The sequence below is a fragment of the Crenobacter luteus genome (genome assembly GCF_004345725.1).
In the GTDB taxonomy this organism is placed as follows: domain Bacteria; phylum Pseudomonadota; class Gammaproteobacteria; order Burkholderiales; family Chromobacteriaceae; genus Crenobacter; species Crenobacter luteus.
In genome coordinates, this window is record NZ_SLXG01000008.1 from 1 (window position 1) to 12,939 (window position 12,939).

Genomic DNA, 12,939 nt, shown 5'->3' on the forward strand with positions numbered 1-12,939 from the left:
GATCTCTCAACCACACTGGAGCGTTATGTCCTGCTCTACAACCAGCATCTGCCGCAGCTCGCCCTGCAGCACCGGACGCCGATTCAGGCCATGAAGGAATGGCAGAAACAGCGCCCAGATTTGTTCAAAAAACGCGTTTGCAATCGTCCGGGACTGGACACCTACCTTGCACCGCCGTTCTCCCATCCGGCTTTTACCTCACGTTCCCATTATTCCGTGAAGAACCACAAAAAAGGCAGCCCGCGGGCTGCCTTTTTCATCGCTGACGCAGGGCTCAGCTTTCGTGCAAGAGCGAGTGCTGGATCTCGGAGAAGGCCTGCGGCACGCGGATGAAGTTCAGCGAGATGCCGAGGCGGCGCGCCATCTGCGAGGTCGAGAACAGCCCGCACACCTCGTAGTGGCCGGTGTCGCGGTTCATCTCGACCACCAGCGCGTGCTGACGGCCGAGGCGCTTCATCGTCGCGACCATGTGGCCGACCTTGGCGTTGGCGATGTCGTCGAGCTTGAGCGCCTCGAGCTGCGCGCGCGGCGTCATCACGTCGCGCACCAGCACGTCGCTGTGGCGCTTGCCGTGTTCGAGCATGCACTGCATCGGACGCTCGCCGAGCACGTCGGTCGCGGTCATCAGGCCGGTCAGGCGACCGTCGTCGTCGGTGACGAACAACAGGCGGATGCCGCGGCTGACCATCTCGCGGTGGGCGTCGTCGAGCGGGGTATCCTCGTGGACGCTGACCGGGTCGACGGTTTTCAGGTCGGTCATCACCTCGAGGGCCGGGCTGTCCATCGCCACCGAGCGGCGCGGACGCGCGTCGAGGCGGATGAGGTCGGTCTCTTGCGGAAGGGCGATGGTGGGCAGGGACTGGAACTGGCTTTCCATGAGGGGTCTCCTCTGCGTATTTGTGGTTTTATCGCGGCCGGGTGCCGGGGCACCGCATGCGCCTGCACACCTGTCACGGCGGGGCTTTCGCCGGCACAACCGTGAAGACGCCCTCATTCTATGCACGTTTCCCGCCGGCATGAAAGCCCCCCCGGCGCGGGTGATTGTTACGAATTGACCAAACGCAAAAAACCCCGTCCCGCCTGGCGGCGGCAACGGGGTTGGCCCAGCTTTTAACCGCTCAGCGGCTGATCGGCTTGTAGCGGATGCGCTTCGGTTTCGCGCCCTCTTCGCCGAGGCGCTTCTTCTTGTCGGCTTCGTACTCCTGGTAGTTGCCGTCGAAGAAGGTCCACTGCGAGTCGCCCTCGGCGGCGAGGATGTGGGTGGCGATGCGGTCGAGGAACCAGCGGTCGTGCGAGATCACGAACACGGTGCCGGCGAATTCCAGCAGCGCGTCTTCCAGCGCGCGCAGCGTTTCGACGTCGAGGTCGTTCGACGGTTCGTCGAGCAAGAGCACGTTGCCGCCCTTGAGCAAGGTCTTGGCCAGGTGCAGACGGCCGCGCTCGCCGCCCGACAGCATGCCGACCTTCTTCTGCTGGTCGGCGCCCTTGAAGTTGAAGCGGCCGAGGTAGGCGCGGCTCGACATCTCGAATTTGCCGACGGTGACGAGTTCCAGCCCGCCGGCGACGTCCTCGAACACGGTCTTGTCGGCGTCCAGGCCTTCGCGGCTCTGTTCGACGAAGGCCATCTGCACCGTCTGACCGATCTTCACCGTGCCCGAATCCGGCGCTTCCTTGCCGGCGATCATCTTGAACAGCGTCGACTTACCGGCGCCGTTCGGGCCGATGATGCCGACGATGGCGCCGGCCGGCACCTTGAAGCTCAGGTTGTCGATCAGCAGGCGGTCGCCGAAGCCCTTGGAGACATTCTCGAACTCGATCACCTCGTTGCCGAGGCGCTCGGCGACCGGGATGAAGATCTCCTGCGTCTCGTTGCGCTTCTGCGTTTCGTAGCTCGACAGCTCCTCGAAGCGGGCGAGGCGCGCCTTGGACTTGGCCTGGCGGCCCTTGGGGTTCTGGCGCACCCATTCGAGTTCCTGCTTCATCGCCTTGATGCGGGCGCCTTCCTGCTTGGCCTCGGTCTCGAGGCGGGCTTCCTTCTGCTCGAGCCACGACGAGTAGTTGCCCTTCCACGGGATGCCCTCGCCGCGGTCGAGTTCGAGGATCCACTCGGCGGCGTTGTCGAGGAAGTAGCGGTCGTGGGTCACGGCGACCACGGTGCCCGGGAAGCGCACCAGGAACTGCTCGAGCCATTCGACCGATTCGGCGTCCAGGTGGTTGGTCGGCTCGTCCAAGAGCAGCATGTCGGGCTTGGACAGCAACAGCTTGCACAGCGCGACGCGGCGCTTCTCGCCGCCCGACAGCGGGCCGATCTTGGCGTCCCAGGGGGGAAGGCGCAGCGCGTCGGCGGCGATCTCGAGCTGGTGCTCGACGTTGTCGCCGGCGCCGGCCGAGATGATCGCCTCGAGCCGGGCCTGTTCCTCGGCCAGCGCGTCGAAGTCGGCGTCCGGTTCGGCGTAGGCGGCGTAGACTTCCTCGAGGCGCTTTTGCGCGCCCATCACGTCGCCCATGCCCGATTCGACCTCCTCGCGCACCGTTTTTTCCGGGTCGAGCTGCGGCTCCTGCGGCAGGTAGCCGATCTTGACGCCCGGCTGCCAGGTCACTTCGCCGTCGTACTCCTTGTCGGCGCCGGCCATGATGCGCAGCACGGTCGACTTGCCGGCGCCGTTCAGGCCCAACAGGCCGATCTTGGCGCCCGGAAAGAAGGAAAGGGAAATGTCTTTGATGATCTGGCGCTTGGGCGGCACCACCTTGCTCACGCGGAGCATGGACATCACGTATTGGGCCATGTCTGGGAATTCCGTTTCGCTGACAGTTAAGCGCCCAAGTGTAACAAACGCCGTACGAAAGGGTCAGGCGCGCGCGCCGCTGTTGCAAAAAAGCGCGCGGCCGACGCGGCGTGATCCGCTATCTTTAAAGCCCGGGCCCCTGCCCCGCCTCGATCCCGTCCCAGCCATCCTGCCCCTCGACCGAGGCGCGGCGCGCGCCCCAGCCCCTTAAGTTGAGGAGGACAAGCCATGACAGACGCCAAAGCGGAACGGAAAAGCTTCGACAAACCGGACGAGGTGCGCGAATTCCCGCTCGGGCGGGTCGAGCTCGTCACCATCGGCGGCGCGACCGTCGGCCGCGCGGTGTTCCAGCCCGGCTGGCGCTGGGCCGAATCGGTGCAACCCCTGGTGCACACCAAAAGCTGCGAGGCGCCGCACTTCCAGTACCACGTCTCGGGCGTGCTGATGGTGAAGATGGACGACGGCACCGAGATCGAATGCCGGCCGGGCGACGTATCGCTACTGCCCTCGGGCCACGACGCCTGGGTGGTCGGCGACGAGCCGGCGGTGGTGGTCGACTTCCAGGGCATGATCGACTACGCCCGCGCCCGATGAGGCGGGCCATCCGACCAACGACCAGCCCGACGCGGACGCGCCGGGCTTTTTTGCTGCCTCAGGGTTGGCCGAGCGGCTCAGGCGACCGCGCGCTCGGCGGGCAGCGCCGTCCCGATCGCCGCACCGAGCGCGTCGCCGACCAGGATCAGCGCTGGCGCCGGCATCTTGGCGGCGCGGCAATCGGCGGCGAGTGCGCCGAGCGTGGTGACGAGCTTGCGCTCGGACGACGTCGACGCGCAGGCGACCACCGCCGCCGGCGTCGACGCCGGCAGCGCTGCCAGCAAGCCGTCGGCGACCTCGTCGACGCGGTTGAGGCCCATATAGACCGCCAGCGTGGTGCCGGCGGCGGCCAAGGCCGCCCAGTCCGGCGCGCTGTGGTCCTGGCGGTGCGCGGTGACGAAGGTGACGCCGCCGACGCCGAAGTCGCGGTGCGTCAGCGACACCGTCAGGCTCGCCGCCGCCGCCAGCGCCGAGGTCACGCCGTTGACCACCTCGACCGCGATGCCGTTGTCGGTCAGGTAGGCGATCTCCTCGCCGGCGCGGCCGAACAGCAGCGGGTCGCCGCCCTTCACGCGCGCCACCGTCTTGCCCTGGCGCGCGTAGCGGCGCATCAGCCGCTGGATGAAGTCCTGCGGCGCCGAGCGGCAGCCGGCGCGCTTGCCGGTGGTGACGACGCGCGCCTTGGGCGCGAAGCGCGCGACCGCCGGGTCGACCAGCGCGTCGACGACCAGCACGTCGGCGCTTTCGAGCACGCGCGCGGCCTTGAGCGTCAACAGTTCCAGATCGCCGGGGCCCGCGCCGATCAGCCAGACCTTGCCGTATGCGTTTTCCATGATGCGTCCTCTACTTCAAAGCTTGGCCGAGCCAACGTCGGCGATGAACTAAACCGGCACGGATTCGGTATTCGTCAGCGTCGCCGCGGCGAGCCGCTTGCACTCGGGCAGGCACGACCCGCAGGCGGTGCCGCAGCCGGTCGCCTGCTGCGCCGCCGCCAGCGAGCCGCCGGCTTTGAGCGCCGCGACGATCGCGGACTCGGAGACGCCGTTGCAGTTGCACACCATGCGAGACGGCGCCGGCGCGCCGGCGGGTGCGGTCGCGCTCGGCAGGAAGGCCCACGGGCGCGGGAAGGCCCAGCCGCCGCCCTGGCGCATGATCTCGGTCAACCACGCCTCGGCGGCGGTTTCGCCAGCGAGCCGGAAGGCGACGAGCCGCCCGTCGCGCCACTGCGCGCGCTTGTCGACGCCGCGCTTGTCGTCGCGGTAGCCGAGACCGTCCGGACCGCCCGACAAGCCCAAGGCCGCGTCGAGTTTTTCCAGCCAGCCCTCGGGCGCCGCCTCGTCGGCGACCGTCAGCTTCACCGCCGGCCGCTCGCGCCCGACCAGGCTCAGGCTCGCGTAGCGGCAGCCGGCCAACAGCGGGCGTAAGAGCGCGAACAGGTCCTGCACGTCGCCGGCGACCACCGCGATGCAGCGCCAGGGCAGGTCGAGCTTCACGAGCTTGACCGCCGCGTGCTTGAGTTCCGGCTGCGCCGACTTGTCGCAGCGCGCCGGCGAGGTCATCAGGTTGACACCAGCGTCCTGCAGGAACTGGCCGTTCCAGTGCATCGGCAGGAACAGGCTGCCCGACGGCGTGCCGGCGGCCGCCTCGACCGGCAACACCAGCGCGCCGCGGCGGCTTGCGACCGCGACCAGGTCGCCGTCGGCGAGGCCGCGGCGCGCCATGTCGCCCGGGTTCATTCCCAGCCGCGCCTCGGCGGCGTGCTCGAACAGCTGCGGCACGCGGCCGCTGCGGCTCATGCCGTGCCACTGGTCGCGCAAGCGGCCGGACAGTAGGCGGAACGGGTAGCGCGCGTTCGGCACCTCGGCGACCGGCAGGTAGGGTACGGCGTGAAAGCGCGCGCGGCCGGACTCGGTGTTGAACACGCGGTCGGTGTAGAGGCGCGCTCGGCCAAGCTTTTCCCCCGCCGGCAGCGGCCACTGCTGCGGTGCGGCCTCCAGCAATGCGTAGCTGACGCCGCCGATGTCGATGTCCCGCCCGACGGTGGTCGCGCGGTATTCGACGAACACGGCCTCGGGGGAGTCGAAGTCGAACAGCGCGGGCTCGGACGGCGCGAGGCGCGCCTGCAGCGCCTGCGCGAAGTCGCGCGCGATATGCCAGTCGGCGCGCGCCTCGCCGGGCGCTTTCACGGCGGCGCGCACGCGAGAAATGCGGCGCTCGGAGTTGGTGACTACACCCTCCTTCTCGCCCCAGGAGCTCGCCGGCAACAAGAGGTCGGCGAACGGCGCGGTGTCGGTGTCGGCGAACGCTTCCTGCAGCACGACGAATTCGGCCTTGTTGAGCGCCGCCCTCACCTTGTTCAGATCGGGCATCGAATGCGCCGGATTGGTGCAGGCGATCCACACCGCCTTCACCGTGCCCGCTTCGAGGGCGTCGAACAGTTCGACCGCCGTCAGCCCCGGCTTGGCCGGCAGTCGTTCGGCCGGCACGCCCCACAACGCGGAAAGCTCGTCGCGGTGCGCCGGGTTGGCAAGGTCGCGGTGCGAGGCGAGCATGGTCGCCATGCCGCCGACCTCGCGTCCGCCCATCGCGTTGGGCTGGCCGGTCAGCGAGAACGGGCCGGCGCCGGGCTTGCCTATCTGGCCGGTCGCCAGATGCAGGTTGATCAGCGCGAGGTTCTTGTCTGTGCCGTGGCTGGACTGGTTGAGGCCCATGCAGTACAGCGACAGCGCGGCTTTCGCGTCGCCGAACCAGTCGGCGGCGGTGACGAGGTCCGCCTCGTCGATGCCGCAGATCTCGGCGGCACGGTGCGGCGGGTAGGCGCGCACTTCGTTCTTGAGCGCGTCGAAACCCTCGCTGTGCAGGCCGATCAGATCAAAGTCGAGCCGGCCTTCCCAGATCAGGTGGTGCAGCATGCCGTTGAACAGCGCGACGTCGGTGCCCGGCTGGATCGCCAGGTGCAGGTCGGCCATCGCGGCGGTGTCGGTGCGGCGCGGGTCGATCGCGATCCACTTGACGCCGGGGCGCGCGGCGCGCGCTTCTTCGAGGCGGCGGAACAGGATGGGGTGCGCGTAGGCCGCGTTGCTGCCGGCGAACAGCACCAGGTCGGCGGCCTCGAGGTCGTCGTAGCAGGTCGGCGGGCCGTCGGCGCCGAAGGCGAGCTTGTAGGCCGACACCGCGCTCGACATGCAAAGGCGCGAGTTGGTGTCGACGTTGGCGGTGCCGATCAGGCCCTTGGCAAGCTTGTTGAAGACGTAGTAGTCCTCGGTCAGCAACTGGCCCGAGAGATAAAACGCGACGGCGTCGGGGCCGTGTTCGCGGATGACGGCGGCGAAACGGTCGGCGGCGGTGGCGATCGCCGTCTGCCACGATACCGGCTGGCGCGCGTCGTCGCGGCCGTCGCGCAACATCGGCGCAAGCACGCGCCCGGCGTCGCCGGTGGTGAGCGGCAGCGTGCGGCCCTTGGTGCACAGCCGCCCATAGTTGGCCGGGTGGGCCGGATCGCCGTCGATGCCGACGATGCGTTCGCCGTCGGTGTGGATCAATACGCCACAGCCGACGCCGCAGTAGCAGCAGGTGGAGCGGACGGTGTGGGTCATGCTGTTCTCCTCGCGGGTTGGCCGGGCTCGGCCAACCTGGTTGAAAACGGTCTGGCGCGACGCTGCGCCAAACCGTTTTTCCTCAGTGCCTTGCCGCTGATAAAGCAATTGGCGGGCCAGGTTCGCTGCTCACACCGGCGACAGCCACACGACGCCGTCGACCACCTTCACCGGGTGCTTGCCGGTGCAGCCCTCGTCCGGCGCGCAGGCGTGGCCGTCCGAGAACTGGATCGCCCAGCCGTGCAGCGGGCAGACCACCGCCTCGCCGACCACCAGACCCTGCGAGAGCGGGCCGCCCTTGTGCGGGCAGCGGTCGGTCAGCGCGAACACCGCGTCGGTCTCGGTGCGAAAGAGCGCGATGTCGTCGCCGGCGGCGCGCCTGACGACGCGGCTGCCGAGCTTGGGGATGTCCGCGAGCGCGCAGACGGCTTTCCAGTTGTTGTTGGCTTCCATCACAGCACCTCCAGCGTCTTGAATTCGTGTTGCTGCGCGCCCTCTACGCGCTCTTCCCACGGGTCGGGCAGGCCGTCGAGCGAGAACAGCAGCCGCTCGTACAGCGCCTTGCGGTTCTCGGCGTCGTCGATCACCTTCGCCTTCGCGTGCTCGAGGCCGACGCGCGCCAGGTAGTGCACGGTGCGCTCGAGGTAGAAGCCTTCCTCGCGATACAACTGCAGGAAGGCGCCGGCGTACTCGCGCACCTCGTCGGCGGTCTTCACCTTGACGAAGAACTGCGCGACCTCGGTCTTGATGCCGCCGTTGCCGCCGACGTAGAGCTCCCAGCCCGAGTCGACGCCGATGATGCCGACGTCCTTGATGCCCGATTCGGCGCAGTTGCGCGGGCAGCCGGACACCGCGAGCTTGACCTTGTGCGGGCTCCACATGCGGCCGAGCATGGTTTCGAGGTCGATGCCCATCTGCGTGCTGTTCTGCGTGCCGAAGCGACAGAACTCGGAGCCGACGCAGGTCTTCACCGTGCGGATCGACTTGCCGTAGGCGTAGCCGGACTTCATGCCGAGGTCCTTCCACACGTTGACGAGGTCGTCCTTCTTGACGCCCAGCAGGTCGATGCGCTGGCCGCCGGTGACCTTGACCATCGGGATCTGGTACTTGTCGGCGACGTCGGCGATGCGGCGCAGCTCGTCGGCGTTGGTCACGCCGCCCTTCATCTGCGGGATCACCGAGAAGGTGCCGTCCTTCTGGATGTTGGCGTGCACGCGCTCGTTGACGAAGCGGCTTTGCGGGTCGTCGACCGCCTCGCGCGGCCAGGTCGACACCAGGTAGTAGTTCAGCGCCGGGCGGCAGCTCGCGCAGCCGTTCGGCGTGCGCCAGTTCATCGCGCGCATCACGTCGGGGATGGTGGTCAGGTGCCGGTCGCGGATCGCCGCGCGCACCTCGCCGTGGGTGTGCTCGGTGCAGCCGCACACCGCGCGGGTCTTGGGACTTTCCTGGAAATCGCTGCCCAGCGTGTTCAAGAGGATCTGCTCGACGAGACCGGTACACGAACCGCAGGAGCTGGCCGCCTTGGTGTGCTTTTTCACCGCGTCGACGCTCATCAGACCCTGCTCGGCGATCGCCTTGACGATGGTGCCCTTGCACACGCCGTTGCAGCCGCACACCTCGTCGCCGTCCGCCATCGCCGCGACGCGGCTCATCCCCTGGTGGCCGGCGTCGCCCAGGTGGAAGGCTTCGCCGAACATCAGCCGGTCGCGCGTCTCGGCCAACTCGCGGCCCTCGCGCATCAGCTTGAAGTACCAGCCGCCGTCGGCGCTGTCGCCGTACAGGCAGGCGCCGACCAGCTTGTCGTCCTTGATGACGAGGCGCTTGTAGAGGCCGGCGGCCGGGTCGGACAGCACGATGTCCTCGCAGCCCTCGCCGCCCATGAAGTCGCCGGCCGAAAAGAGTTCGATGCCGGTCACCTTCAGCTTGGTCGACAAGAGCGAACCCTGGTAGGCCGCCTCGCTCGGGCCGGCCAGGTGCTGCGCCAGCACCTTGGCCATCTCGTACAGCGGCGCGACGAGGCCGTAGGCGACGCCGCGGTGGTTGGCGCATTCGCCGAGCGCGTAGATCGAAGGGTCGGACGTCCGCAGCGTGTCGTCGACGACGACGCCGCGGTTGCAGGCTAGGCCGGCCGCCTCGGCCAGCGCGGTGTCCGGCCGGATGCCTACCGCCATCACGACGAGCTTGGCCGGCAAGAAGCGGCCGTCGGCGAGCTTGACGCCGGCGACGCGGCCCGCGCCGTCGTCGACGATGGATTCGGTCTGCGCCTCGAGACAGAAGTCCATGCCGCGCGCGGCGAGCGAGTCTTCGAGCAGGCGGCCGGCGGTTTCGTCGAGCTGGCGCTCCAAGAGCCAACGCCCGAGGTGCACGACGGTGACCTTCATGCCGCGCTTCATCAGGCCGTTGGCGGCTTCCAGGCCCAGCAGGCCGCCGCCGATCACCACCGCGTCGCCGCCGGTGGCGGCCGCGTCCATCATCGCCTGCGTATCGGCGATGTCGCGGTAGGCGAGCACGCCGGACAGCTCCTTGCCCGGCACCGGCAGGATGACGGGCTGCGAACCGGTCGCGAGGATGGCGACGTCGTACGGCGCCTCGGTGCCGTCCTGGCCGCGCACGACGCGGTTCTCGCGGTCGATCTGCTCGACCTTGCAGTTCAGGTGCAGGCGGATGTTGTGCTCGGCGTACCAGGCGAGGTCGTTGAGCACGATGTCGTCGAAGTCCTGTTCGCCGGCCAGCACCGGCGACAGGAGGATGCGGTTGTAGTTCGGGTGCGGTTCGGCGCCGAACACGGTGACGTCGTAGGCGTCGGGCACGAGCGCGAACAGTTCTTCGAGCGCGCGGACGCCGGCCATGCCGTTGCCGATGAGGACGAGTTTCTTGCGATCCATGATGCTTCCTTTCGTCGCGGGCGCTAGCGGGAGAGCGCCCACAGGTAAAACAGCAAGACGTTGAGCGAGAGCGACACCAGCGCGATGCGCTGCCACAGCGCGAGCGCGACGCGGCGGGCCGGCGACGGCGCGGGCGGCGCGTCCGCGTCGCCCCGGGCGAGCGCGGCGAGCCAGGCGGCGGCGCTCGGGTAGCGGGCGGTCGCGTCGCGCGCGACCGCCTTGAGGATCTGCGCCTCGAACCAGGCCGGGATGTCCGGCCGGTAGCGCGACGGCGGCACCGGCTTGGCGTCGGGCGGGCGCTGGAAGGCTTCCAGTTCGCCGTAGGGGTAGTGGCCAGTCAGCAGCCAGTAGACGGTGACGCCGGCGGCGTAGACGTCGGACGCCTCGGACACCGGCGCGCCGTCGAACAGCTCGGGCGCCATGAAGCTCGGCGTGCCGGCGGCGCGCGCCGGCTCGATTAGCCCGGCGACGCGCGCGGCGCCGAAGTCCAGCAGGCGCAGCGCGCCGTCGTCGGCCAGGTGCAGGTTGTCGGGCTTGATGTCGCCGTGGGCGACGCCCTCGCCGTGCAGCCAGGCGAGCGACTTGAGCAACTTGCCGGTCAGGCCCAGCGCCTGCGGCACGCTCCACGCCTCGCGGCGCGCGCGGCGCTCGGCCAGCGTGGCGCCGGCGTGCTGCGTCATCAGCAGGTAGCGCGCGCGGCGCGGCGCGTGCGGCCGCCATTCGGCGACGCCGGGGCCGGCGAAGCGGCGCAGCAGCCATTCCTCGGCGTCGAGCCCGGCGAGCGCGGCTTCGTCGCCGGCCAGGCGCGGCGAGAGCGTCTTCAGCAGGCACTCGGCGCCGTCCTGCGCCGCGACGCGCACCACGCGGCCGCCGGGGCTGTCGTGCAGGCGCTCGCGCACCGTCAGGCCGTCGATTTGGTCGCCGACCGCCAGACGGCCCGGCAGCGGCGCCCCGCCATCGGGCGCGTCGCAGACCGGCAGCGACAGCACGGTCAGCACCAGCGCGCTGGCGTTGTCCTCGCCGCCGCCGGCGAGCGCCGCCTCGACCAGCGCGTCGGCGGCGGCCTGCGCGTCGGGCAGAGCGGACAGCTCGGCCAACCTTGCGGGTTCCAGCGCCGACCACACGCCGTCGCTGGCGAGCACGAAACGCTCGCCCGGCGCGACGTCGAACTCGCGGCACGCCGGCGCCAGTTCGCCGGAAAGTCCCAGCGCCTGCGTCAGCACGTGGCGCATCGCCGGCGACGCGTGGACGTGGTCGCTCGTCAGGCAGTCGCAGCGGCCGCCGGACAAGCGGTAGACGCGGGTGTCGCCGACGTGGACGACCACCGCGCGGCGCCCTTCGAGCGCCAGCGCCGCCAGCGTGCTCATGCCCGCGTTGTCGGCGGCGCACAGCCGCAGGTGGCGACGCACGAACAGGCGCGGCAACAATTCGGCGGCGCGCCAGCGCTCGGGCGCGGCGTAGAAGTCGGCGGCGAGTTCCCTGACCGCCTCGCGCGCCGCGCGCCCGCCGTCGGCCGAGCCGCTGACGCCGTCGGCCAGCAGCGCCAGCACGCCGCGCCGCGCCATCGTCGCGGTCGCCGGCTCGGCGTCCGGCTCGACGACGAACCAGGCGTCCTGGTTGACCGGCTTGGGGCCGGCGGCGCTGGCGACGCCCCAGGCGATCGCGGGCAGACGGGTGGCGGGCGCGTTCACGGTGCGGGTCCTTACACGCGGGCCGAGGTCAGTTCGGACGAGCCCCAGGTGGTGCGCCAGCGACGCTTCACCTTGGAGAGACCGATCCAGCCGGACAAGAGCAGCACCGCGAACAGCGCGAGGCCGAGCGTGTAGCCGCCGGTGTGCTGCTTGACGACGCCGAGGCCCGCGGCGAGCAGGAAGCCGCCGACGCCGCCGGCCATGCCGATCACGCCGGTCATCACGCCGATCTCGCGCGCGAAGCGCTGCGGCACGAGCTGGAACACCGAGCCGTTGCCGGCGCCCAGCGCGAGCATCGCGACGATGAACAACGCGATCGTCGCCGCCGCGCCGCCGGCGACGCTGGCGCCGACGATGGCCAGCGCCGCGACGCCGTACACGGCGAGCAGGCTCTTGATGCCGCCGACGCGGTCGGCCAGCACGCCGCCCATCGGGCGCATCATCGAACCGGCCAGCACGCAGGCGGCGGTCGCGTAGCCGGCCTGTACCGGCCCCATGCCGAACTGGTCGTGGAAGTAGCCGGGCAGCGACGACGCCAGGCCGATGAAGCCGCCGAAGGTCAGGCAGTAGAAGGCCATGAACCACCAGGCGTCCGGGTCGGACAGCACCGACAGGTACTGCGACAGCGACTTGGGCGGCGGCGCGTTGGGCGCGTCCTTGGCGGCGACGGCGAACACCAGGAAGGCGAGGCCCAGCGGGATCAGCGCGAGGCCGAACACGTTCTGCCAGCCGTAGGCGAGCGCCAGCGCCGGCGCGAACAGCGCGGCGAACACGGTGCCCGAGTTGCCGGCGCCGGCGATGCCGAGCGCCGTGCCCTGGTGCTCGGGCGGATACCAGCGCGACGCCAGCGGCAAGGCCACGGCGAACGCGGCGCCGGCGACGCCGAGGAAGAGGCCCAGCAGCAGCGCCGCCTCGAAGGAGTTCACGCCGATCAGCCAGGCGGCGGCGAGCGCGCCGATCACGATCAGCTGCGCGATCAGCCCCGAACGCTTGGGCCCGATCTTGTCGACCAGCACGCCGAACACGATGCGCAACAGCGCGCCGGCCAGCGTCGGCGTGGCGACCATCAGCCCGCGCTGCTGCGCGGTCAGCGCCAGGTCGGCCGCCATCAGCACCGCGAGCGGGCCGAGCAGGTACCAGACCATGAAGCTCAGGTCGAAATAGAAAAACGACGCCAACAGCGTGGGCGTGTGGCCGGACTGCCAGAAGCTCTTGTTCATGACGCTCTCCCGAAACGCACAGCAATGAAAAAGGCGCCCTTGCCGGGTTCTCGCAAAGAGAACCGGCAGGGACGCCGTTGTCCTGTCGGGTCCGCCGTTGGACCCTGTCGAATTGTGAGTGCGGCTCGCCGTTGAGCCGGTGCGAGGACGCCGCCATCCGCATCCCG

At 69.8% G+C, this 12,939-nt stretch carries 9 protein-coding genes and 1 pseudogene; 2 read left to right on the plus strand and 8 right to left on the minus strand.

Annotated elements, in window-relative coordinates; genetic code table 11:
* Nucleotides 1-159, plus strand: a pseudogene (locus EV683_RS14565) (IS481 family transposase); the annotation flags it as partial.
* 115 nt (nt 160-274) lie between these two features.
* Here EV683_RS14565 and EV683_RS06445 read toward each other — a convergent pair.
* Nucleotides 275-877, minus strand: coding sequence for a CBS domain-containing protein (locus tag EV683_RS06445; RefSeq protein WP_066611496.1), 603 nt, complete (start codon nt 875-877; stop codon nt 275-277).
* A 241-nt stretch (nt 878-1,118) separates the two neighbouring features.
* Entirely contained in the window at nt 1,119-2,786 is a 1,668-nt protein-coding gene (ettA, locus tag EV683_RS06450; protein WP_131862237.1) for an energy-dependent translational throttle protein EttA, read from the minus strand.
* Between the two features lie 228 nt (nt 2,787-3,014).
* Here ettA and EV683_RS06455 point away from each other — a divergent pair, with 228 nt between their 5' ends.
* Nucleotides 3,015-3,380 carry a cupin domain-containing protein gene (locus EV683_RS06455; RefSeq protein WP_066611500.1) on the plus strand — a complete coding sequence of 122 codons (366 nt, stop codon included), beginning with the start codon at nt 3,015-3,017 and terminating at the stop codon, nt 3,378-3,380.
* A 77-nt stretch (nt 3,381-3,457) separates the two neighbouring features.
* Here EV683_RS06455 and cobA read toward each other — a convergent pair whose 3' ends face one another.
* From cobA to EV683_RS06485, 6 genes are all read right to left on the minus strand, one after another.
* A complete protein-coding gene (gene cobA / locus EV683_RS06460; protein WP_131862238.1) occupies nt 3,458-4,213 on the minus strand; it encodes a uroporphyrinogen-III C-methyltransferase in 756 nt (251 codons plus the stop codon).
* A 48-nt stretch (nt 4,214-4,261) separates the two neighbouring features.
* A complete protein-coding gene (locus EV683_RS06465; protein WP_131862239.1) occupies nt 4,262-6,976 on the minus strand; it encodes a nitrate reductase in 2,715 nt (904 codons plus the stop codon).
* Between the two features lie 129 nt (nt 6,977-7,105).
* Entirely contained in the window at nt 7,106-7,429 is a 324-nt protein-coding gene (nirD, locus tag EV683_RS06470) for a nitrite reductase small subunit NirD (protein WP_066611506.1), read from the minus strand.
* Nucleotides 7,429-9,861 (minus strand): nitrite reductase large subunit NirB, encoded by a 2,433-nt coding sequence (nirB, locus tag EV683_RS06475; protein WP_131862241.1) that lies wholly within the window; start codon nt 9,859-9,861, stop codon nt 7,429-7,431. The genes nirD and nirB overlap by 1 nt, the downstream gene beginning before the upstream one ends.
* A 23-nt stretch (nt 9,862-9,884) precedes the next feature.
* Nucleotides 9,885-11,552, minus strand: coding sequence for a bifunctional protein-serine/threonine kinase/phosphatase (locus tag EV683_RS06480; RefSeq protein ID WP_131862242.1), 1,668 nt, complete (start codon nt 11,550-11,552; stop codon nt 9,885-9,887).
* A gap of 11 nt (nt 11,553-11,563) precedes the next feature.
* Nucleotides 11,564-12,772 (minus strand): nitrate/nitrite transporter, encoded by a 1,209-nt coding sequence (locus EV683_RS06485; RefSeq protein ID WP_131862243.1) that lies wholly within the window; start codon nt 12,770-12,772, stop codon nt 11,564-11,566.
* Between the last annotated feature and the right edge of the window lie 167 nt (nt 12,773-12,939).